The organism is Streptomyces sp. NPDC054834, assembly GCF_053611185.1.
Genome location: NZ_JBSGZV010000039.1, coordinates 20977 through 42389 on the forward strand (window position 1 = coordinate 20977; position 21413 = coordinate 42389).

General features: G+C 70.1%; 17 protein-coding genes and 4 pseudogenes. 13 read left to right on the forward strand and 8 right to left on the reverse strand.

The annotated features are described in order from the left end of the window. Positions 1 to 35 precede the first annotated feature (35 nt). Positions 36 to 1262 (reverse strand): aminotransferase class V-fold PLP-dependent enzyme, encoded by a 1227-nt coding sequence (locus ACWGJM_RS36245; protein WP_453416013.1) that lies wholly within the window; start codon positions 1260 to 1262, stop codon positions 36 to 38. Positions 1263 to 1672: 410 nt separating this feature from the next. Here ACWGJM_RS36245 and ACWGJM_RS36250 point away from each other — a divergent pair, with 410 nt between their 5' ends. Continuing rightward, positions 1673 to 2029: a hypothetical protein gene (locus tag ACWGJM_RS36250; RefSeq protein ID WP_453416014.1), complete on the forward strand. Its 357-nt coding sequence runs from the start codon at positions 1673 to 1675 to the stop codon at positions 2027 to 2029. Positions 2030 to 2367: 338 nt separating this feature from the next. Here the strand turns inward: ACWGJM_RS36250 and ACWGJM_RS36255 are convergent, their stop codons facing one another. After that, positions 2368 to 3852, reverse strand: coding sequence for an MFS transporter (locus ACWGJM_RS36255; RefSeq protein WP_453416015.1), 1485 nt, complete (start codon positions 3850 to 3852; stop codon positions 2368 to 2370). A 250-nt stretch (positions 3853 to 4102) separates the two neighbouring features. On the opposite strand from ACWGJM_RS36255, the gene ACWGJM_RS36260 reads away from it, so the two are divergent. Both ACWGJM_RS36260 and ACWGJM_RS36265 read left to right on the forward strand, forming a co-directional pair. Further along, entirely contained in the window at positions 4103 to 5044 is a 942-nt protein-coding gene (locus ACWGJM_RS36260; protein ID WP_453416016.1) for a helix-turn-helix domain-containing protein, read from the forward strand. 175 nt (positions 5045 to 5219) lie between these two features. Beyond that, a complete protein-coding gene (locus ACWGJM_RS36265; protein ID WP_453416017.1) occupies positions 5220 to 5921 on the forward strand; it encodes a hypothetical protein in 702 nt (233 codons plus the stop codon). Positions 5922 to 5926: 5 nt separating this feature from the next. On the opposite strand, the pseudogene ACWGJM_RS36270 reads toward ACWGJM_RS36265, so the two are convergent. After that, positions 5927 to 7043 (reverse strand): annotated as a pseudogene (locus tag ACWGJM_RS36270) (IS110 family transposase); the annotation flags it as partial. A gap of 366 nt (positions 7044 to 7409) precedes the next feature. On the opposite strand from ACWGJM_RS36270, the gene ACWGJM_RS36275 reads away from it, so the two are divergent. Continuing rightward, positions 7410 to 7937: a hypothetical protein gene (locus tag ACWGJM_RS36275; protein ID WP_453416018.1), complete on the forward strand. Its 528-nt coding sequence runs from the start codon at positions 7410 to 7412 to the stop codon at positions 7935 to 7937. On the opposite strand, the gene ACWGJM_RS36280 is transcribed toward ACWGJM_RS36275, so the two are convergent. Then, positions 7877 to 9016: an alkene reductase gene (locus ACWGJM_RS36280; protein WP_453416019.1), complete on the reverse strand. Its 1140-nt coding sequence runs from the start codon at positions 9014 to 9016 to the stop codon at positions 7877 to 7879. The two genes, ACWGJM_RS36275 and ACWGJM_RS36280, sit on opposite strands and share 61 nt — an antisense overlap. A gap of 62 nt (positions 9017 to 9078) precedes the next feature. Between ACWGJM_RS36280 and ACWGJM_RS36285 the strand changes: the two genes are divergently transcribed. The 6 genes and pseudogenes from ACWGJM_RS36285 (at position 9079) to ACWGJM_RS36310 (ending at position 12582) form a co-directional block, all read left to right on the forward strand. Beyond that, positions 9079 to 9438 carry a MerR family transcriptional regulator gene (locus ACWGJM_RS36285; protein WP_453176442.1) on the forward strand — a complete coding sequence of 120 codons (360 nt, stop codon included), beginning with the start codon at positions 9079 to 9081 and terminating at the stop codon, positions 9436 to 9438. Between the two features lie 121 nt (positions 9439 to 9559). Continuing rightward, a complete protein-coding gene (locus ACWGJM_RS36290; protein WP_453416020.1) occupies positions 9560 to 9853 on the forward strand; it encodes a hypothetical protein in 294 nt (97 codons plus the stop codon). Continuing rightward, entirely contained in the window at positions 9850 to 10272 is a 423-nt protein-coding gene (locus ACWGJM_RS36295; RefSeq protein ID WP_453416021.1) for a hypothetical protein, read from the forward strand. The genes ACWGJM_RS36290 and ACWGJM_RS36295 overlap by 4 nt, the downstream gene beginning before the upstream one ends. Before the next feature lie 193 nt (positions 10273 to 10465). After that, positions 10466 to 11065 carry a GNAT family N-acetyltransferase gene (locus ACWGJM_RS36300; RefSeq protein ID WP_453416022.1) on the forward strand — a complete coding sequence of 200 codons (600 nt, stop codon included), beginning with the start codon at positions 10466 to 10468 and terminating at the stop codon, positions 11063 to 11065. 681 nt (positions 11066 to 11746) lie between these two features. Next, positions 11747 to 12342 (forward strand): annotated as a pseudogene (locus tag ACWGJM_RS36305) (MFS transporter); the annotation flags it as partial. Between the two features lie 6 nt (positions 12343 to 12348). Beyond that, a complete protein-coding gene (locus tag ACWGJM_RS36310; RefSeq protein WP_453416023.1) occupies positions 12349 to 12582 on the forward strand; it encodes a hypothetical protein in 234 nt (77 codons plus the stop codon). Positions 12583 to 12815: 233 nt separating this feature from the next. Here ACWGJM_RS36310 and ACWGJM_RS36315 read toward each other — a convergent pair whose 3' ends face one another. Next, on the reverse strand, positions 12816 to 14900 hold the full coding sequence (locus tag ACWGJM_RS36315; RefSeq protein WP_453416024.1) for a SpoIIE family protein phosphatase: 2085 nt from the start codon (positions 14898 to 14900) through the stop codon (positions 12816 to 12818). A gap of 207 nt (positions 14901 to 15107) precedes the next feature. On the opposite strand from ACWGJM_RS36315, the pseudogene ACWGJM_RS36320 reads away from it, so the two are divergent. Continuing rightward, positions 15108 to 15349: pseudogene (locus ACWGJM_RS36320) on the forward strand (PhoU domain-containing protein); the annotation flags it as partial. Further along, positions 15345 to 15943, forward strand: a pseudogene (locus tag ACWGJM_RS36325) (transposase); the annotation flags it as partial. The pseudogenes ACWGJM_RS36320 and ACWGJM_RS36325, both read left to right, overlap by 5 nt. Here the strand turns inward: ACWGJM_RS36325 and ACWGJM_RS36330 are convergent. The 3 genes from ACWGJM_RS36330 to ACWGJM_RS36340 form a co-directional block, all read right to left on the reverse strand. Continuing rightward, positions 15927 to 17366, reverse strand: coding sequence for a gamma-aminobutyraldehyde dehydrogenase (locus tag ACWGJM_RS36330; protein WP_453416025.1), 1440 nt, complete (start codon positions 17364 to 17366; stop codon positions 15927 to 15929). The pseudogene ACWGJM_RS36325 and the gene ACWGJM_RS36330 sit on opposite strands and share 17 nt — an antisense overlap. A gap of 16 nt (positions 17367 to 17382) precedes the next feature. Next, on the reverse strand, positions 17383 to 17784 hold the full coding sequence (locus ACWGJM_RS36335; protein ID WP_453416026.1) for a YybH family protein: 402 nt from the start codon (positions 17782 to 17784) through the stop codon (positions 17383 to 17385). Positions 17785 to 17861: 77 nt separating this feature from the next. Next, the gene (locus ACWGJM_RS36340) at positions 17862 to 19397 is read right to left on the reverse strand and encodes a purine-cytosine permease family protein (protein ID WP_453416027.1); all 1536 of its coding nucleotides are present in this window, start codon (positions 19395 to 19397) and stop codon (positions 17862 to 17864) included. Positions 19398 to 19500: 103 nt separating this feature from the next. Between ACWGJM_RS36340 and ACWGJM_RS36345 the strand changes: the two genes are divergently transcribed. After that, positions 19501 to 20952 carry a PucR family transcriptional regulator gene (locus ACWGJM_RS36345; protein WP_453416028.1) on the forward strand — a complete coding sequence of 484 codons (1452 nt, stop codon included), beginning with the start codon at positions 19501 to 19503 and terminating at the stop codon, positions 20950 to 20952. Positions 20953 to 21413 lie beyond the last annotated feature (461 nt).

Below are 21413 nucleotides of genomic sequence, written 5' to 3' on the forward strand. Positions count from 1 at the left end.
CCGAGTCAAGTGTCCGGGACGCTTGACCTGATGACTCAGCGGCTCAACTCCCGGGCCCAGCCGCCGAGTACGGGCACACACCGCTCGGCGAAGTACTCGTAGTCGGCCGGGGTGTTGTAGACGTGGGCGGACACCCGCAGGTAACCGATGCCGTCGAAGCTGGTGAAGGCGGCCTCGACGGCGAGTTCGCGGGCCACCCGGTCGCGCAGCGCGTCGGCCTCGATCCGGCTGCGCCCAAGGCCTTCGGGCAACCGCACCAAGCGCATACCGGGGACCAGCATCCCGACGTCGGCCCGGCTGTCCTCACCGGTCAGTCCCTCGAAAGCGGCACCTATGACATGCCCGGCGTAGTCCGCGAGCCGGTCCATGTAACGGCGGGCGGCGGACCAGCCCCAGGCGCGCTCCACGAAGGCGAGGGACGTCGGCGCAGCCAGATAGGAGGTGGCGTCGAGCGTGCCCTGGTGGTCGAAGCGGTCGGGGTACGGCTCCCCGGCGCCCCACGAGTCGATCAGCGGGTGGAGCAGGTCCCGCAGGGGCCCGCGGGCGATCAGGGCAGCGGTGCCGCGCGGGGCGCAGCCCCATTTGTGGAGGTTGCCGGTCCAGAAGTCGTACGTCGCGTCGGCGAGCGGTGCGGCGAGCAGACCCGGGGCGTGCGCGCCGTCGACGAGCATCGGCACGCCCCGGCGGCGTGCCTCCGCTCCGATCCGCTCGACCGGCAGCCGGCGCGCGGTCGCCGAGGTGATCTGGTCGATCACGACGAGGTCGGTGGCCTCGCCGATCTCGGCGACGACGGCCTGGTAGGCCTCGTCCTCGTCGGCGCCGAGCGGCACCCGCGCCGTGCGCACCCGGCCACCCCAACGGCGTGCCAGCCGCTCGGCTCCCATGGTGACGGCCCCGTAGCCGTGGTCGGTGACGACGATCTCCCCGCCGCGGCGGCGTTCGAGCGCGTCGTAGACCACGCTGGCGCCCGCGCTGGCGTTCGGCACCAGGGCGAGCTCGCCCGCGTCGACGCGCAGGAAGCCGGCGAGGTCGGCCCGGGTGGCGGCGAGCCGCTCCGGCAGCTCCGGGAACCACACCACCGGCGCGCGCTCCATCTCGGCGCGCAACTCCGCCTGCCGCTCCTGTGCCACCAGCGGGACGGCACCGAACGATCCGTGGTTCAGGTGCCTCAGGGCCGGGTCCAACGACCACGCCTCGATGGCGAACCTGCCGTCGGACAGCAGCAGGGGGTGCGGCGCGACGGCCACCTCGGTCTCACTCACGTCAGCAGGCCTCCGGAAACACAGGTGATCACCCGGCATCCTGACACGACGGTGATCGCGGCCCGAGGGCCGGGGCGGCCTCGCGGCCCGGCCGCCCGCGTTTTGCTGATGAGCTGCTCCCCGCGCCCGCGAGGATGCACCCATGACGCCGCTGAGTCCGGCGAGTAGGGGCAATGCAAGCGTGACGCGAGCCGGCCCAGGGCATCGGCCCGCCTGCGTACGAGAGAATTCCTGTCATGCACATCTACGAAGACCCCGCGACCTGGACGCCTGAACCGACTCGGCCCCGTTGGCAGTTGGTCCTGCGTTTCGCTGCCACCCTGGTGTGTTTTCCGGTGCTTTGCGCGCTGTGGCTGGCGGTGGCGGCTGTGCTTTTCGTCGTTGGGCTGTTCGCTGACGGGATAGCGGTCGTGAGTGACGGCTTCGCACGCGGCTACATGCGGTTCATGGACGACATGCTGGGCGGCATCGTCCGGCTGGGCTCCTGGTTCGTGACCTGGCCGGAGCTGCGTCACGAGGGAGACACCGAGTACTACCGGGCCCGGGTCGACCGACGCGTCGGCCACTGGACCACTCTCGCCTCGGCTCCGCGCGAGCCCAAGAAGGCGCGGCCGCCCGTGGAGTGCGCCATCCCCCTTCGTGACTACCGTGGCGTAGGCGCCGGATACGTGGCCGAGGTTGCTCTGGGCCAGGGATGGGAACTGCGGCCGTCGGCCGTCCGTAAGGAGCTGCGTCTGTGGTGGTCGGCCGCCTCGCACGTTGACTGAAATTCACATGATGCCGCCACGACGTTCGTCAGGGCAGCCTGGGCGCGGTGCCCCAGCCAGTCATCCGGTTCGACACCGTGTTCCCCGCGCAGGCAGGGACGGTTCCGGTGCCGGGGACCGCACCCGCCGCCCTGCTCCCCCACTCGCCGCGGGGATGATTCCCAGCCTGAGCGTGTCGCGTACGACTCGTCCGGGTGCTCCCCGCGTATGCGGTGCCGGCACCCCCGACACCACTGCCGTTTTTTCACCCCCGAACCGCGTGAGGCGGTGTGGCACGACGAGGTCGTGTCGTGGACCTGGAGCCGCTGTAGGCGGCCGAGTGGAGCCAATTGAGGCGGTCAGCCACGAGGCAGGAGGAGGCGGGATAGGGCAGCGGTGGCGGTGAGGAGGGCGGCGACGGTGAGGAGACCGATGCGCATGCCCGGGAGGGAGAATCCTCCGCCGGGGCCGGAGAGCAGGCCGCCGAAGAGGGCGACGGCGAGCGCACCGCCGGTCTGGCGGAACGAGTTGAGCAGCCCCGACGCGGTCCCCGCTCGCTCTCCCGGGACGACGTCCATCAACAGCGCGGTCAGCGCGGGCACCACGAGCGCCCCGCCAACGCTCAGCGGCAGCAGCAGGACCAGTACCAGCCACACCGGGGTGTGAGCAGCCAGCGGCAGCATGGCCAGCATCGCTCCTGTGAAGATCAGCTGGCCGGCGACGATCACCGGCCGCCGCCCGATCCGCTCCGCCAGCCGCGGCGACACCAGGTTGGTCGCCGTCACCACCGCCGACATGGGGACGAACATCAGCCCGGCAGCAATCCCCGACATCCCGCGCAGCTGCTGGTAGTACAACCCGAGGAGGAAGATCCCGCCGTAGAAGGCCGCGTTGACGGCGAAACCGACCGCCAGTGGGACGCCCACCCGGCGGTCCATCAGCATGCCCAGCGGGACCATGGGCTGGCGGTGCCGGGCCTCCACCACGCGGAAGGCGCACCCGGAGGCGACGGCGAGCGCGGCTGCGGCCAGCACGGGGCCGCTGGTCCAGCCCAGGTGGCCGCCCTCGATCACCGCGAAGGCCAGCCCGGCCAGGGCCAATACGGCGGTGAGCTGGCCGCCGACGTCCACCGCGGCGGGCCGGCGCGCGGAGCGCGGCACGCGAACCAGCAGGCCCAGGATCACCGCGCCCACCGGGAGGTTGAGCAGGAAGACTGCCCGCCAGCCGGCCGACTCGGTGAGCAGCCCGCCCAGCACCGGACCCGCGGCCATCGCCACCGAACCACCGACCGTCCACAGCGCGATGGCGCGGGCACGCGCCCGGGCGTCCTCGTAGGCCTGCCGGATCAGAGCCAGCGAGGCCGGCATCACGACCGCGGCGGCGCCGCCCTGCGCCACACGCGCGCCGACCAGCACGCCGATGCCGGGCGCCAGTGCGCATCCGAGGGAGGCGAGGGTGAACAAGGCCACGCCCCAGGCGTAGGCGCGGCGGGCGCCCGCACGGTCGGCGAGGGCGCCGGCGGACAGCATCAGGGCCGCGAACATCAGGGTGTACGCGTCCACCACCCACTGCAGTCCGGTCATCCCGCCGCTGAGGGACTTCCCTATCGCGGGCAGGGCGATGTTCACGGCCGAGACGTCGATGGTGATGACCGTGAAGCCGAGCAGCGAAGCGACCAGCGCGACGCCGCCGCGCCGCGGCACGGTGGGGGCGTCGGCGGGCTGCGGGGCTGGTCGGAACCGGTGGGGCTTTCGTCGCCGGTGCGTGGACGCCGACGACTGCTGACCCTGCCCGTGGGCGGGCGCGGTGGACGCGGACGTGGAAAGGACAGGGTTGGACCGCATGATGAACTCCTCTGTGGACAAGGGAAATGGGCTGCCGAGTCGGAGGACGGGCGGGCGGGCGGCACCAGCCTGCCGGGGCCGCGGTCCTGTGCCTCGCACCCCCTGGGCCCCGGCGGCCGGGCCGCCCGCTGCGGGAACAACTCTCCGCCCTCACGCGGCCGCCTGGCAGACCGGGCTGTTCCCGGGGTGCGGCGTTCCAGGTCCTGACAGGGCCCCCCACGTTCCCGGTCCGCCTGCAACAATGGGCCGAATGGCAGTAGCAGACGCACGTGGCACCGAGCTCGGCAGATATCTGAAGGCCCGCAGGGCGCAGGTCCGCCCGGAGGACGTCGGCCTACCGGTCGGCGCCGGACTGCGCCGTACTCCCGGACTGCGCAGGGAAGAGTTGGCCGCGCTGGCCGGAGTGAGCGTCGACTACTACATCCGCCTGGAGCGCGGCCGGGAGACCAACCCTTCCCCCGCCGTCGTGGACGCCCTCGGCCGCGCCCTGCGACTGCGCGGCGACGCTTACGAACGCCTGCACGAGCTCGTGGAGTTGGCCTCCGGCCGGATCGGTGAACTGCCCGCCTCATCCGATCACACCGTCCGCGACTCGGTGCTGCGGATGCTGGAGTCGGTGCGTCCGCTGCCCGCCTACGTGGTGAGCCGCTACAACCGCGTACTGGCCGCGAACCCGCCCGGTCGGCGACTGTTGCCCGGGCTCTGGGACTGGCCGCAGGACCAGCGCAACCTGACCCGCTATCTCTTCCTCCACCCGGTCGGCCGGACGCTCTACCAGCCGTGGGAGGAGACGGTCGCGCTCTCGGTGGCGCACCTGCGGGCGGTCGCCGGAGCCGATCCTGACGACCCCGAGCTGACCGCACTCGTCGGGGAACTGGTGTTGAAGTCACCGGAGTTCGCGCGACTCTGGGAGCGCTACGACGTCTGCGAACGCGGCGGAGGGCAGAAGTCCTTCCGGCATCCGAAGGTCGGACCGATGACCCTGACCTACGAGGTCATGCAACTGGCCCGGACGGGCGGCCAGCGAATGGTGGTCTACCAGGCAACCCCCGGCACCCCGGACGAGACGGCCATGCTCCGCCTGGACTCCGCGGACACCCGACCGGAGTCGGCGCCCTCCGACCATCCGGAGCCAGCCGCCGAGCCATGCCCCGCCAGCATGCTTTCCCCGGCCCACGCCTCCGCCAGCTGAGCCTGGCCCCCCTGCCTCGTCGGACACATCGGCCTGGCCTCCGCGACGAGGCGGTCGGCAACAGCTAGCGCTCTGACCCGCATAGACACCTCACGTTGCTATGCCGTCAAGTCGGCCAGCCTTCGAAGACCGGGATCTTCGAACACTCCTGGCCAGGCAGAGAGAGAATCCAGGCATGGTGATGGCACGGCACTGGTACTCCTCCTCGCCCGTCGTGGACGGGCACCCGCTCCTGGATGAGCCGGGCTTCTGGCCCGCGCACTTGGCTGACCTGTCTGAGGGCTTGCCGCCGGAGGTCTTCGGCTCGGATGCGGGCGACGCGGACGCCATGCTGGACAAGCTCCAAGACCCATTGGCGTGGCCAGTGTTCACAGTGCCTTTGACCGGCGGCTTCACGATCGTCGTGCACTACAACAGCGGCGAGGAGTTCACCACCACGGACTACTTCCTCACGCACCCCGACTGGAGCCAGGATCTCGTCCTGGCCAGCGACGATCAGGACCGTATCGGACCTGGGCTGTGCTGGCCCGAGCTCGCCGCATTGCTGCAGGCACCGGCAGACGCCGTCGGGATCACTGACCCTCATGTCCAGCTGCTTCTCCTTCTTCCGGTCTTGGGCGACACCGCAGTCCCGGAAGAAGCTGTGGCAGCCGTGGCCCGCGCCCTAATCGCCCAGGGTGCTCCCGAGGCGAGCGAGCCGTTGGCCAGGCGCTTGCTCCAGGGGCACCCCATGTGGGGCGCCCAGGACTGGTGGTTCGACACAGATGAACGCAGCTGGATCTGCGAAGGGGATCACAGCCCACGCAAGACTCCCTTGGGCGACCACTTGCCCGAACAGCAGCGAGCCGCTCTCGAGGCGTGCCTGACTCCCGGATGACCGGCTCAGGCTGCGCGCGGGACAGCCGTATCCGGAGCGGTTCCGAAGGCGAGCGATTCGTCATAGCGCTTCCGGTGCTGGAGGCAGTGGTAGAGCTGGCCGATCATGCGGTTGAAGAGGTTGCGCTGGGCGGCGGCGTGCCAGTCGCCGATCTCGCGGCGGCGCCGGTATTGGGCGTCGGCTCCGCGTGAGTGGCGAAGTGCGGCGAAGGCCCAGAGTTAGCCGGCGTGGTTGAGCCGGTCGTTCTTCACCCAACGGCGGGTGATGGACGACTTCTTCCCGGAGGACCTGGTGATGGGCGAGGAGCCGGCGTACGCCTTCAGGCCGCGGGCGTCGGCGAAGCGGGTGCGGTCGTCCCCGATCTCAGGCAGGATCCGGGCGGCGAGCTGGATCCCGAGTCCGGGGAAGCTCAGCAAGATCTCGGCGTCCGGGTGCTGGGGGAATACCTCTTCCACCGCCTCAGCAAGCTGGTCTGCGGCCGAGCAAGCGGCTTCCAGCTGAATGAGGAGGGCGAGCATCTGCTTGCCGAGCGCGTCCTCGACCAGCGGCGGCTGGTGGACCCACTCGGCGCGAAAGACGTCGCGGAGACGGTCGGCCCACCTCGATATCGCGCTTGCGGCCGGCTCGCTTGAGCGCGGCCTGCAGCTGTGTCCGGGTCAGCCGTGCGGCTCGTGAAGGGGTCGGGGCGGACTTGAGGAGTTCACGGGCCTCGGGGCGGCACAGGCCGTTGGCCCAGACGGCAAAGGCTTCCAGGGCGGCCGGGTAGCACTCACGCAGCAGGGAGCGGAGCTGGTTGGCGATCTGCTGCCGGTTCCACAGAGCGTCCTGCTGGGCGCGGGCCAGGACAGCGATGGCACGACCGAGGTCGCTGTCGCCCGGCAGGGGCCGGTGGGCGTGCATGTCGGTGCGCAGGATGTTCGCCAGGACAAGGGCGTCGCCGGGGTCGGACTTCTTGCGCGAGACGGAGTGGCGGTCGCGGAAGCGGGCGGCCGCCATCGGGTTGATCGCGAACACCTTCCGCGTCCCGGTCCGCAGCACGGCAACGAGCAGGCCGCGGGAAAGTTCCGTGACCGCTTGGGCGATCTGTTCCTCGGTCGGGTCTCTCTCGCCCCGTTGGCGCAGGTCCGCCGCGGCGTGGTCCCAGGCCAGGTTTCCGAAAGGCTGTGGGATGGTGCCGAGGTGTTTCCAGGGAACCAGGATCCAGCCGCTCTCCAAGTGGTTGCGGACCCACATCCAGCTGGCGTCATAGGGGTCGCGGTGGACCTCCACAGATTTCGCTTGCGGGTGACGCCGGATGGCTGGCGCCGCAAGGGTCCCAGCTCGTGGCAGGCGTAGATGCGGTGGTTGATCTCCTGCAGGGGGCTGGGGCCTGTTTCGATCAGTCTTCGCCCGCGGCGAAGCGGCAAGTCCCATGGTTGGATCAGCGCTCGGTGGGACGGACCACACAGCGGCTCCACAGAAGTTGAGCCAGAACCGACTCACTGACCCGTGCCCGGACGCCCACGGACCGCCGCCGGGCAGCAGCTACCAGAGCGCCGCCACCCCCTCTTCCCGCGGCTGCTGTTCGTCCTGGACGGCACCGGCCCCACAGGCATCGAGAACCGCATCCGCGCCCTGCACGCAGTCGCCTTGGAACCGGCACTGTCCGGCTTCCCGCGCCACGTTCCCGTCCTGGCGGCGTCCCTGGTCGACGTGCTCCGCAACAGCCCCTCCGCACCCAGGTGGCCCCATCCACGCCCCCAACCAACGCGTCCCCTGGAGCCAGACCCGGTGCCCATAGACACTCTGCGCAATCGCTGCGCATCAACTACCGCACAGCGATTGCGCATCACCACACCGCCCGCACGCGATGCCCACCACCCGACCACGAGCTGCGGCGAGGACGCTCGGTCGGGTACGGGCTTCGCCGTGGCGGTACGGGTGCTGGGCGCGGCGGAGGACGTGGCCCGTGATCTTCAGGCGACCCGTGCCCCGTCCAACGCCACGATCGAGTCGCTGGACGGCGGCCCCGCCTGATCCGCCAGGGCGGGGTAGTCGTTGTAGCCGGCGGCTCCGCCCACGTACATGAAGTACCGGTCCCGGACCGGGTTGAGGGGTGCGCCCAGGCGCAGCCGGGTGACGAGGTCCGGGTTGGCGAGGAAGGGCCGGCCGAGGGCCACCAGGTCGGCGCCGGCCGCCAGCATCTCCCGCGTGGCCCGGGTGACGGCCTGCGTGGACAGGTCGGTCAGGTCCGGGTTGCCGATCAGGACGCCGGGCCAGTCGGCGCGGATCCGCCGGTACCAGCCGGTCGCCGGGTCGGAGCGCACCAGGTGCAGATAGGCGAGGTCCAGCCCCTTCAGGCGGTCCAGGAGCGCGGTGTAGAGGCCGTCGGTGTCCTCCTCCAGGACGCCGTTGACCGTGCTCGCGGGAGAGATGCGGATGCCCACCCGGTCCGCGCCGATCGCGTCGGCCACCGCCTCGGTCACCTCCGCCGCGAACCGCACCCGCCGCGCGGCGGAGCCGCCGTAGCTGTCGGTGCGGCGGTTGGTGTTGTCCGCGAGGAACTGGTGCAGCAGCATCCCGTTGGCCGAGTGCACCTCCACGCCCTCGAAGCCTGCGTCGACGGCCCGGCGTGCGGCGGCGGCGAAGTCGGCGATCGTGTCCCGGATGTCGTCCGTCGTCATCGCGCGCGGGACGGCGGCCTGCAGGTGGCCCTGCGGTGTGAAGATCCTCTCCGGCAGCGGGACGGGGGAGGGTGCGAGGGGCGTGAGGCCGGTGGTCGCCGGGTGGCTGACCCGGCCCCCGTGCTGGAGCTGTAGGAACATCCGCCCGCCGGCTGCCCCCACCGCGTCGGTGACCCGCCGCCAGCCGGCCGCGTGCCGGCCGGTGTGGATCGCGGTGATGTCCGGGTACGTCTGTCCGGCCGGGTTGGGCGTCGAGCCCTCAGCGATGACCAGTCCGGCCGAGGCGCGCTGTGCGTAGTGGGTGACCATCAGGTCCGTCGGGGTGCCGTCGGCCTCCGCGCGGTTCCGGGTCAGCGGGGCCATCACGAGGTGGTTGGGGAGGGCGAGTCGGCCGAGCCGGGCGGGGGCGAGGAAGTCCGTTGTCCGCGTCATGCCGGCACGGTAGAACTTGACACTGATGTGAGGTTCAAGCCCTCTTCCCGGCGGAGGCGGACATGCGGATCGGTGAACTGGCCCGGCGCACCGGCGTGAGCGAGCGGTCGCTGCGCTACTACGAGACCCAGGGGCTGCTCACCGCCGAGCGCACCCCCGGCGGCCACCGCGACTACCCGGAGTGGGCCGTCGACCGGGTCATCCGGATCCAGGAGCTGTACGCGGCCGGGCTGCACAGCGAGAAGATCCGGCAGCTGCTGCCCTGTATGCGCGACCGGGACGGCGGACCCTCCGCGATCGCCACCCCGCGGCTGGTGCAGGACCTGACCGCCGAGCGGGACCGCATCGACCGCATGATCGCCGATCTGCGCCGCTCCCGGGAGACCCTGGACGAGGTCATCCGCACGGCCCGGGACGCCTGACCGGCCGTACCCCCGAACGCCCCACTCACCAGGAAGCCGTCCTCCCCTCCGTGCGGGCCGTGAAACCGCCACCCAGCCGGGCCACTCCCCCTGGGGCTACTCCGCGGCAGGCGCCGGCACCGTGCAGAAGGCCCTGGTGGACCAGGGGTTCAAGAAGACCGTCGTGGACCACGGGAAGCAGGTGGGCATCGACGTCGAAGTCGTCGAGCGCAACCCGGCCGAGACGGGGTTCGCGCCCCAGCACAAGCGGTGGATTGTGGAGCAGACGAACGGGATCTTGATGCTCCACCGCAGGCTGGTGGGCGACTACGAGCACCGGCCCGCCTTGGCCGAGTCCCGGGTGTACTGGGCGATAAGCGACCGGATGTCGAAGATGCTGACCGGCACCTCCACGCCCGCCTGGCGCGGAGCATGACCGGCGGACAGCTGACGTTGGGGGCGCTGCTGGCGCGGCTGGAGGAGCGGGAGCCGGAGATCACCGCGCAGGCCGAAGGGGTCCGGGAGAGGATCGCGGAGCTGACCGCACTGCTGGACGGGTTCGACACCGCCGCCGAGGAGATCCGGATCACTCGCAAGACGCTGCTGGAGCTGCCCGATCCGCCACTGCCCGTGCCGCCGGCCGCGAAGCTGCCGGACCATCCGGCCTACCAGCAGATCATGGCGGTGTTCGTCGCGGCCGATCCCCCGCTGCGGGTGCGGGCGGTGTGTGAGGCGATGGACGTGGAGATCGCTCCCAGCAACATCAACAACATGCGTCTGAAGCTCAAGCGGCTCGCCGAGCGGGGGATCCTGGCCGAGATCGAGCAGGGGCTGTTCACCCTGCCACGGCCGTAGCTCCTCCGGCGGACCGCAACCAGCCTGCTCAGCCCAACCGAAAGGCCAAACCGGGCATCACCTAAGGTGCCGCTCTCTGGGGACGCTCGGTCGCGCCGATGAGCGGACACGTCTGCCAGCCCGCCGAGAAAACCCGTTGCGAGTGACCCGCATCGGATGTCTGATTGATCGGCCACCGATCAGGGGAGGGAACATGAGGACGTCGCTGCCCACCCCCTCGTTGCACACCGCTCGCCTTCGACTGCGTGCCTTCGAAGACTCGGATGCGAACAACCTCTTCGCACTGCACAGCAGCGCCTACGTGCTGCGCTACTGGGACGCGCCCCCGTGGAGCGAACGCGTGCGCGCCGAGAATTTCATCACCCGTTGCCGAGAGATGGCAGAGGAGGGCACCGGGGCGCGGCTGGCCGTAGATCGTGTCTCCGACGGGGCGTTCATCGGCTGGTGCAGCCTGAACAGGTGGAATCCGGACTACCGCAGCGCGTCGCTTGGGTACTGCTTCGACGATGCAGCGTGGGGCCACGGCTACGCGACCGAGGCCACGCGCGCTCTGCTGCGGTGGGCATTCGACACGCTGGACCTAAATCGCGTCCAAGCTGAGACCGATACGCGCAACGTGGCTTCCGCCCGCGTGCTGGAGAAGGTCGGCTTCGTGCGTGAAGGTACGTTGCGGGAAGACTGCGTCGTCAACGGCGAGGTCTCTGACTCGTGGATCTACGGGCTGATCAGGCGGGAGTGGCACGACGCCGCCATGATCGCGCTGCGCACTCCCCCTGCCGCCCCGGAGCAATGACGCGAACTGCTCACGCACGTATCGCGGACGAAGGGTGAACCGCCGTCGGCGGTCGCGCCGGTCGTCGTCCGGCGCAGCAGTACCTGGCGTCCAGGCGGAGGCCAGGCTGGTCGGTCGCGCTGATCGCCGAGTACGGAACAAGTGGCGCGCATCAGCGCGAGCGCGGTCAACGGTACGAGGGTGAGGGCGGCCGTCACCGTGCCGCCAGCTGTGGCCCGGCCTGCCGCAGTGGTGAGGCCAGGGCTATGACTGCCGCCCAGGAGCCGACAGCGATCCCCGCGTTGGACGAAGAACTGCTCAGCGCTGAGGCGCGCATGGGCGCGGAACCGGCGAAACGCACCATCAGCGCGCCGCACCGGGGACGCGGCGAAACCGGTCGCCCCATCACCGTCACCAGAACCACGGCCACCACGGGGCTCGTGGAGAAGAACACCAACAGGAGCAGGACCAACGTGCTCGCGGTGGCGGCCGTGGCGAGCGGTCGACGGTCACCCAGACGTTGGCGACCGTGGTGCCCAGCAGAGGGCCCAGACCGTAACCGGTCAAAGCCAGGGCACGGCCGCGGTGGGGATCCTGGCCGCTCGGCGAGCAGGGGCGAGGTGTAGGTGTAGGTCGCCAGGGCACCTCCCAGGAGCAACGCGATGGCGCTCAGCGCCAGCCAGACGCGGGCCTGGCACAGCGATCCGTCGGGTCGAATCGATCCCGGAGCGCCTGGAACGTCCCTCTCGGGTCTGGCGGCGGATCCGCGAGGGTCTCCGTTTTGTCGTCAGAAATACCTTGCTGCGGACCGTGTACCTGGCCTCGTCGCCTTCCAGTTCTCCTTCACAGCGACATGACCGGGTGCGCTCGTGGGTTCCGTGCTGGCCGCCCGCGGGCCGAACCGGTTCTGGTACGGCCCGGTAGGTGTGGCCGCGGCGGCAGTCGGCGACCGCATGTTCTTGTCTGTACCCGCGCTGCCCGGCTCCCTTGCGGTGACCATCCCCGCGCTCCTTGCGGTCGGCTTCGTGTTCGCGGCCAGCGGCCAGCCAAAGCGGCGCGGCCGCGACTATGACGATTGTCGGCATGGGGCTGACCCCCTCGGCTCCCTGCTCGGCGGATACCTCGCTGGGGACCGGGGGTTGCGCACCCTCTTGGCGACGGCCGCAGGCATGGTGCTGTCCCCGGCGATGGCTGTGTCCCCGCTGGCACGCGTTGGACGCACGCTTCTTCACGCAGAACGCGCCGCCGACGGCCGGCCGCTCCGAGATCCACGAGCCCAGCAGCCGCCCATCAGGTGACGTCGAGTGACCTCGAAACTCGGCGCTGATCACGGGTACGGCGTTTACGCGGCTGCCGAAGTCATCGTTGAACGAATATGCACACGTGGCACCACCGTGCGCCGCAGCGCGGTCTGGTCGGCGTCATGCTTGGTGGTGATGAACTCGGTCAGCGCCTCGGCGCTGTCGAAGCCGAGTTCGCGAGCAGATTCTCATGGCCGCATGTCCGCCCTGCGCCTTCTCCCGAATCAGCAGCCGTGACAGGTCCTCTTGCGTGACGAAACCGCAGGGGGCGTCGCCGTCGCTTCGGGCTTGTTGGAGTCGTCCTCCGAGGAAGGCGCCGAGAATCGGCGAGCTCCGCCATCGTTAGGCGGTGCCCGACCGGCCGAGCGGGTTGGGGAGCGAGGGGCGCGCGTCATACGTGAACCATCACAGGTCTCCAGTGCCCCCGCGCCGTTGATCGGTTCAGTAGCCGGCCGGACCGGGGCCGTACCTCAAGAGTCGGACGCGAAGGGTTGCATGCGTGCGATGAGCACGGCGACATCATCCGGGTCAGCGGGACGCCGGAGTTGGCGCAGGAGTCGCTCGCAGGTTTCCTCCAGGGTGGGGTCGGGTGCGTCAAGCAGGTGCAGGAGGGTGTCGAGGCGTTCGTCGATGGGGTGATGACGGACCTCGACGAGTCCGTCGGTGTACAGAACTAGCCGATCGCCGGAGCCGACGGGAAAGGTCGTGGTCACGAAGGGAACGCCGCCGACCCCGAGCGGGGTACCGGTCGGCAGGTCGAGCAGTTCCGGGTGCTGGCCGCTGCGCACCAGGACGGGGGGCAGATGACCGGCGATGGAGATGTGGCACTCCGCGCGGTGAGGGTCGTAAATGGCATAGACACAGGTGGCTATGTACTGCTCAAGTCCGGAGGTGATCTTGTCGAGGTGGTGGAGGACCTGGGCAGGATCGAGGTCGAGATCGGCGAAGTCGCTGGTGCCGGTGCGCAGGCGCCCCATGGTGACGGCGGCGTCGATGCCGCTGCCCATGACGTCGCCCACGACCAGTGCGGTCTTGTCGCCATCGAGTGGGAGGACGTCATACCAGTCGCCGCCGACCTCGTAGGCGGCCTGTGCGGGCCGGTAGCGAGAGGCGACCTCCAGGCCGGGGAGGTAGGGCGGGTGGTCCGGGAGCAGGCTGCGCTGAAGGGTCTCGGCGGCGTTGCGTACCGTCTGGTGTGAGCGGGCGTTGTCGATGCACACGGCGGCGCGGGAGGCCAGCTCACCGGCGAGGGCGAGGTCGTCCTCGTTGAAGGGCTGCGGGTTGCGGGCGCGGCTCAGCCCCAGGAAGCCGAGGATCTGGCCGCGGGCGGTGAGCGGGACCAGCATGTAGGAGTGCACGCCGGCGCGGGCCAGCAGCGTGGCGGCGCGGTCGTCGCGGGCGATGCGGGCCAGGGCGGCGTCATCCATGTGGGAGACCAGGACCGGCCGGCCGGTGCGTACGCATTCGGTGGGCAGGCGGTCGGCGTCGTAGACAGCGATCTCGCCGGGCGGGTCGGCGGCCTGGACGGCTTCGGTGGCATAGGCGGCCTGCACCGCGAGGGCGCGGAAGCGCGCGGGGCCCTCACCCAGGGGCGGGCGGTGCTCGTCGAGGACGGAGTCGAGGACGTCGACCGTCGCCATGTCGGCAAGCTCGGGAACGGTGACTCCCGCCAGCTCGCGGGCGGTCTGCTCCACTTCCAAGGTGGTGCCGATGCGCGCCGAGCCGTCGGCGATCAGCGTCAGTCGCCGGCGGGCCTCAGCGGCCTCCGTGGCCGCCTGATAACGATCCGTGACATCCACCACAAGGTCGGCCACCCCGAGAACACGCCCCTGGGGATCGTCCAGCCGGTACAGCGAGATCGACCAGGCGTGCATGTGCGGGTCGGCGGGGGTGTGGCCGACGATGGTGTACTCGTCGACCATGGGGGCCCCGGTCTTGAGGACCTGCCGCATCCCGGCCTCCGGCCCCTCGAACTTCGCCGAGGTCATGATCTCGCGGTAGTGCCGGCCCAGATGGTCTTCCGCGGGAATGCCGTGCATCCGCTCCAGAGCGGGGTTGACGGCCACGTACCGCAGATCGGTGTCGAGGATCGCCAGCCCAATGGGCGACTGAGAGATCAGCCGGGTGGACAGGGCGACGTCCCGTTCAACCTCCCGAAGCCGTGCCCCGTCGGTGGCCAGGCCCAGGGCGTAGAAGTCGCCGCCGTCGTCCAAGAGCCGCATGTTGCGGAACTCCACCAGGCGAGTGCTGCCGTCCTTGTGCCTGACGGGGAACGCCCCGGCCCACCGCTCCCCGGTACCCATGACCTCGGCGAACAGCTTGATCATCAGATCCCAGTGCTGCTCGTGAACCAGCAGCGGCGCAGCGTACTGCCCGAGCGCCTCCTGGGCCGTATGGCCGAACAGATCCTCAGCCTCAGGGCTCCACAAGACGATCCGCCCATCGGCATCCAGCAGCACCGCGGCGACACCGAGTAGGTCCATCAGCCCACTCGGCTGCGGCGACCGCTCCTCCGGCTGGCCGGTGTCGGCCGGCCGCCCATCGGCTGCGCTCACACGGCACTCCTTCCATGCGCCGGCCCCACAGCTCACGCCAGCCCCTGGTCTGCCCCTATCCGTGGCCTGCCCCGTACCTGCGGAGTGCATCGGCTTCCATGGTCCTCCTGGAACGGCCTTCCGTGCACGCACTGGATATGCAGGGCCGGGCAGTCGCCTGCTGGCCCGGCCACAGCGCGTCGCCACCGACCTGCGTACCGTGGTCACCTTCCTGCTGAAACAGGACGAGACCGCATGGACGCGCTACACCGCGTGATCTTCCGGCATCTGATGGACGACCGGCGGACGTACGGAGTGGAGATGGCCGTCGACGTCACACTGGTCGGCCGCTACTACGAACGCTTCGCCGACCACGCCGTGTCCGTCGCCCAACGTTTCGTCTGCCTGGTCACCGCGGGCACGCGGATGAGTGCGCCGCCGACACGCCCGTCGGCCTCCGGCCAGAAGGTCCGCGAGGGCGGCCGCATCATCAGCGTCCACGCGCTGATCACGGTCGGCGTCAACGCCGACGGCCACCGCGAGATCCTCGGCCTGGACGTCGCCACCGCCGAAGACGGCGCCGGATGGCTCGCCTTCCTGCGCTCACTGATCGCCCGCGGCCTGGGCGGAGTCCAGCTGGTCACTCCGACGCGCACGCCGGCCTCGTCGACGCCATCGGTGCGGTCCTGCCCGGCGCCTCCTGACAGCGCTGCCGCACGCACTACGCCCGCAACCTGCTCAGCCAGGTTCCGAAATCGGCCCAGCCGTGGGTGGCAACCCTGCTGCGGACCGTCTTCGAACAGTCCGACACCGACGCAGTCCAGGCCCAGATGACACATGTCCTGGACGGACTGGAGGCCAGGTTCCCCAAAGCCGCAGCCCACTTGGACGCCGCCCAGCATGACCTGCTGGCAACTCCTCGCCCGCCTCATGCCGGGCACCGGATCAGGCGGTTATCCCAGACACCGGGCGGGCCATGGCCCGTTTCCGTTCGTGTCCGCCGATCGCGGCCGCCGACATCCGGGGCGGCCGACGAGTTGCTGGACCTCAGAGCGACGTCATGACGTGCTTGATCCGGGTGTAGTCCTCGAAGCCGTATGCGGAGAGGTCTTTGCCATAGCCGGACTTCTTGAACCCGCCGTGCGGCATCTCGGCGACGAGGGCCATGTGGGTGTTGATCCACACACAGCCGAAGTCGAGGTTCTTCGACATCCGCATCGCCCGCGCGTGGTCCTTGGTCCACACCGAGGAGGCCAGCGCGTAGTCGACGCCGTTGGCGTACCGCACGGCCTGGGCCTCGTCCGTGAAGGACTGGACGGTGATGACCGGGCCGAAGACCTCGTTCTGGATGATCTCGTCGTCCTGCCGGAGGCCGGAAACCACGGTCGGGGCGTAGAAGTAGCCCTGCTCGCCGACCCGGTGGCCGCCCGCCTCGATCCTGGCATGCTCGGGGAGGCGCTCGATGAAGCCGCTGACCTGGGCGAGCTGGCCCGCGTTGTTCAGCGGTCCGTACAGCACGTCCTCGTCGTCCGGCAGCCCGGTCTTGGTGTCGGCCGCGGCCTTGGCGAGGGCGGCGACGAACTCGTCGTGGACCGACTCGTGCACCAGGACGCGGGTCGCGGCCGTGCAGTCCTGACCGGCGTTGAAGAAGCCGCCGATCACCAGACCCTCGGCCGCCTTCGCCAGGTCGGCGTCCTCGAAGATCACCGCCGGGGCCTTGCCTCCGAGCTCCAGGTGGACCCGCTTGACGTCCTTGGCCGCGCTCTGGGCGACCTGGATCCCGGCGCGTACCGAACCGGTGATGGAGGCCATCGCGGGCGTCGGGTGCTCCACCATCAGCCGGCCGGTCTCACGGTCACCGCAGACCACGTTGAAGATTCCGCGGGGCAGCGCCAGTTCCTCCAGGACACCACCGATGATCTCGGCGATCAGAACCGTGGAGGCCGGGGTGGTGTCCGAAGGCTTGAGGACCACGGCGTTGCCGGCCGCGAGGGCCGGGGCGAACTTCCACACCGCCATCAGCAGAGGGTAGTTCCACGGCGCAACCTGGGCGCACACACCGACCGGCTCGCGGCGGATGATGGAGGTCGTTCCCTCCATGTACTCGCCGGCCGAGCGGCCCTCCAGCATGCGCGCCGCGCCCGCGAAAAAGCGGATCTGGTCGATTGCGGGGGCGAGTTCTTCACTGCGAGTGAGGTGGAGCGGCTTGCCGGTGTCCCGGCTCTCCGCGGCGACGAGCTCGTCGGCCCGTGCCTCCATAACGTCGGCGATCTTCAACAGTGCGCGCTGCCGCACGGACGGTGTGGTGTCGCGCCAGACGGGGAACGCCGAGGCCGCGGCCGCCATCGCAGCGTCTACGTCCGCAGCCCCCGAGAGCGGGGAGGTCGCGTAGACGTCACCGGTGGTGGGATCCACCACATCGAGCGTGCGGCCGTCCGAGGCGTCGGCGAACACACCGTCGATGAAGTTGCGGAAGGTGGTGCTCATGGAACGTCTCTCCTGGTCAGGCGGCGGTACGAGCGGACAGGTGCTCATGGACGGCGACCCAGCGGCCGTCCTCGGCGCGGGTGAAGACGATGGTCTCCCGTTCGTGGACCGTCTCCTCGCCGGTGTTGGTGGCGATCCGGGTTTCGACGTCGTGACTGAAGACGGCCGTGTCGCCGAAGTGCTGGATCAGCTGTGCGGACGAAGTGCAGCCGAGGATCCGGAAGCCGTCCTGTTCCACCCACTGCTGCCACAGCGCCCGGTACTCGGCCGTGGAGCCGAGCCGGCGCGGGGTGGTGTGGAAGATGAAGGTCGCGTCGGGGGCGAAGGCTCCGAAGTAGTCGTCGAGGCGGCCCTCGGTGAAGGCGGCGACAAGCGCGTCCGCGGCGGTCCGGACCTCCTGGACGGTGGTGGTGCTCATGTATGGCTCCTGGTCACGGGCGTTCGGCGGTCGAGGCCTACGCCAGGCGTTCGGTTACGGTAGGTAACGGCAAGGCCTCAGTGGGACACGGCGGGCTCGGTGACGGTCTCCTCGGTGTCGCCGGTGATCGGCGGCACCGGGGCATCCGACGCCCGCACGAATCGGGGTCCGGCCGGTCCGTACACGGCGCGCGGTTCGGGGAACAGAGCGAGCAGGGTGAGGTAGAGCACGATCGCGAGGGTGAGGCCGACCAGCAGCGAGATGTCCGTGCCGCCCGCGATATCGCCGAGCGGGCCGACGAACTGGCCGGGCAGGTTGGTGAAGAGGAGCGCCACGACGGCGGAGACGAGCCAGGTGGACATGCCGCGCCAGTTCCAGCCGTGCGTGAACCAGTAGCGGCCGCCGCGTTGGCGGCGGTTGAAGACCTGCAGAGCCTCCGCGTCGTACCAGCCGCGCCGGGTGACATAGCCGAGCGTCATGACGATCATCCACGGTGCGGTGCAGGTGATGATCAGCGTGGCGAAGGTGGAGATGGACTGCGCGAGGTTGAGCGCGAAGCGGCCGATGAAGATGAACGCGATGGACAGGGCACCGATGAAGAAGGTGGCCTGGACGCGGCTGAAGCGCGTAAAGACGCTGGAGAAGTCGAGCCCCGTGCCGTAAAGGGACGTCGTGCCGGTGGAGAGGCCGCCGATCAGGGCGATCAGGCAGAGCGGCAGGAAGTACCAGCCCGGTGAGATCGCGAGCAGTCCGCCCACGTAGTTGGGGGCGGCAGGGTCGACGTACTTCTCGGCCTTCGACGCGATGATCGACGCGGTGGCCAGACCGAAGAGGAACGGCAGCAGGGTGGCGATCTGGGCGAGGAACGCGGCCCCCATCACCCGGCGGCGCGGAGCCCCGGCCGGGATGTAGCGGGACCAGTCACCGAGGAACGCGCCGAAGGAGACCGGGTTGGAGAGCACGATCAGCGCGGAGCCGATGAACGAAGGCCAGAACAGTGGGTCGGCCGTGGAGGCGAAGGCTCCTGCGTAACCGGGGTCGAAGTCGCCCGCGAAGGCGAAGGCGCCGAGCACGAAGAGGGCCGACGCCGCCAGCACCGCGATCTTGTTGACCAGCAGCATGAACCGGAATCCGTAGACGCAGACGACCAGGACGAGCCCGGCGAAGATCGCGTACGCGATGCCGTAGGTCACGTCCGACTCGGGGACGTGGACGAGCCGGTGCGCGCCGCCGACGAGCGCGTCCCCCGAGGACCACACCGAGATCGAGAAGAACGCGATGGCGGTGAGCAGGGAGAGGAACGAGCCGACGACCCGGCCGTGCACGCCCAGGTGCGCGGAGGAGGAGACAGCGTTGTTGGTGCCGTTGGCGGGGCCGAACAGCGCCATCGGGGCCAGTAGGAGCGCACCCGCCACGAGACCGAGGACGGTCGCCGCGAGACCCTGCCAGAAGGAGAGGCCGAAAAGGATCGGGAAGGCGCCCAGCACACAGGTCGCGAAAGTGTTGGCACCGCCGAAGGCGAGCCGGAACAGATCGATCGGGCGGGCTGTACGGTCCTTGTCCGGGATCCGCTCGACACCATAGGTCTCGATCTCGGTTATCGAGGTCGTCATGGGCGCTCCACCTTCCGGTCATGCAGGGGCGACGGTGCACAGTGTGGGGCCCGCGGATGACCAGCGACAATTGTGTCTGCCACAGAGCCGTACGCTGTTTTGTGTGGCAAGCAACAAACTCACCGTCGGTGATCTGCTCTCTTTCCCCGCACTCCAGCTCTCCGTGAAGGCCGGCAGCGCCGGTCTGGACCGGTCCGTGTCCTGGGCGCACGCCAGCGAGCTCGCCGATCCGACGCCCTGGCTCATGGGCGCCGAGGTGATCATGACGGCGGGTCTGGCGGTCCCCCGTACTGCGGCCGGACAGCGCGCCTACCTGGAGCGGCTGGACGACGCCGGGGTGTCCGCTCTCGCCCTTTCCGCGCAGTTGCACATGCCCCCGCTGCACGATGCGTTCTTCCAGGCGGCGGAGGAGCGGGCCTTCCCGGTCCTCGAAGTGCCGCTCGCCGTCCCGTTCATCGCTGTCGCCCAGGAAGTCGCGGCCGCGGCCCAGGAGGACGCCGGGCACCGGCTGGGTGCGCAGCTCCAGGTCTTCGGCGCGCTGCGCTGGCTGGTCGCCGAGGATCTCGACCCGCCGGCACTCCTGCGCCGTCTCGAGGGCCTGTCGGGTTACGACGTCTATCTCTGCACACCGCAGGGCCGCCCGCTCCTGCCCGGCGTCCCCGTGCCGGATCCCGCTGTCCTGCCCGCTTCCGTCGACGCCCCGCCGACGATCCCCGGCGGATTCGTCCTCCCGGTGCCCGCGCCCGGCGGCCCGGCGGGCTTTCTGGTCGCATACGAGCGTCGGGGCGCCCAGCCCGCGGGACTCGCCGTCGTCCAGCACATCGCCACGGTGGCGGCGCTGCGGCTGGCGATGGTGCGCAACGAGCGCGAGACGCTGCGCCGCGAGGGCGCGGAAACGCTGGCCGAACTACTGCAGGAGGTGCTCGACACGGAGGCGGCGCGCCGCCGGCTCGCCCGGCACGCGATCGAGGGCGCCACCGTACTCCTCGTGGTGCGCCACACCACCGACGAGGCCCTGCTGTGCTGTCTGCAGGACCAACCCCATCTGCTGCTCACCCGAGGTGAGGACCGCTACGTCCTAGGGCCGCCGGAGCTAGCGGTGGCCGTCGGTGAGCTGCCGGCCGTGGCAGCCGGGGTCAGCCGCCCCTTCCTGCCGGGCGCCCCGCTGAAGGTCGCCCAGCGGGAGGCGCTCTGGGCGGTCGCCAAGGCCGTGGAGTCGGGCCGCCCCGTCGTCCGATACGGCGACGACTCGACGGGCCGGTGGCTGCCCGACGACCCCGCTGCCCTGACCGCGCTGGTCGAGTACGTGCTTGGCGCGGTCCTGCGCTACGACAAAACCCATGACTCGCAGCTGCTGGTCTCCGCCCGCACCTGGATGGAGCGCGACCGCCGCACCGAGACGGCCGCGGCGGCGCTCCACATCCACCCCAACACCCTCGCCTACCGGCTGCGCCGTTTCAGTGCTCTCGCCGACCGTGATCTGACATCGACGGGGGCCCTGGCCGAGGTCTGGCTGGCGGTTCAGGCAGCGGGGGCGCTGGGCCTCACCGACTGAGCACGTGCGTGACAGGCCGGGAGGGAAGAACTGGGAGACTGAGGAAAGGCGCGGGAACAGTCTGAACCGTTCCGGGTTCGGTAGAGAGCAGGGATGTCACGCGCTGACGGGTTCGTTGGCGCGGGTGTGCTGGTGATGGTAGGCGGTTTCGTACTCGGCTGGTGATACGTGCCCGAGAGCCCCGTGGAACGAGATGGCCATCATCTAGCACGATGCTCAGTACGTTCTGTCCCGCGACGGCGTCCACGCCGGGAGCGGTGAATGCGAGTCGGCGGGTGACGCGTGTGCGGATCTCGCTTCTGACGTCCATGAAGAAAGGATCTCGACGCAGTCCGGCGAAGATCGATACTGCGGACCCGCGTACGGCGCCCTTCTCCCCCGGTACGGAAAGCGACCACACGATCAGCGCCGTAGCCGAGCGCGCCGCTCTGGTCACCCGTGTCCGCTTCGATGCCGGTGAA

What these genes read in the sequence shown, in the direction of transcription:
- ACWGJM_RS36340 (WP_453416027.1), bottom strand. Translation starts at nt 19,397, where the DNA reads ATGACGACCTCGATAACCGAGATCGAGACCTATGGTGTCGAGCGGATC.
- ACWGJM_RS36265 (WP_453416017.1), top strand. Translation starts at nt 5,220, where the DNA reads ATGGTGATGGCACGGCACTGGTACTCCTCCTCGCCCGTCGTGGACGGG.
- ACWGJM_RS36260 (WP_453416016.1), top strand. Translation starts at nt 4,103, where the DNA reads ATGGCAGTAGCAGACGCACGTGGCACCGAGCTCGGCAGATATCTGAAG.
- ACWGJM_RS36285 (WP_453176442.1), top strand. Translation starts at nt 9,079, where the DNA reads ATGCGGATCGGTGAACTGGCCCGGCGCACCGGCGTGAGCGAGCGGTCG.
- ACWGJM_RS36295 (WP_453416021.1), top strand. Translation starts at nt 9,850, where the DNA reads ATGACCGGCGGACAGCTGACGTTGGGGGCGCTGCTGGCGCGGCTGGAG.
- ACWGJM_RS36255 (WP_453416015.1), bottom strand. Translation starts at nt 3,852, where the DNA reads ATGCGGTCCAACCCTGTCCTTTCCACGTCCGCGTCCACCGCGCCCGCC.
- ACWGJM_RS36335 (WP_453416026.1), bottom strand. Translation starts at nt 17,784, where the DNA reads ATGAGCACCACCACCGTCCAGGAGGTCCGGACCGCCGCGGACGCGCTT.
- ACWGJM_RS36280 (WP_453416019.1), bottom strand. Translation starts at nt 9,016, where the DNA reads ATGACGCGGACAACGGACTTCCTCGCCCCCGCCCGGCTCGGCCGACTC.
- ACWGJM_RS36300 (WP_453416022.1), top strand. Translation starts at nt 10,466, where the DNA reads ATGAGGACGTCGCTGCCCACCCCCTCGTTGCACACCGCTCGCCTTCGA.
- ACWGJM_RS36330 (WP_453416025.1), bottom strand. Translation starts at nt 17,366, where the DNA reads ATGAGCACCACCTTCCGCAACTTCATCGACGGTGTGTTCGCCGACGCC.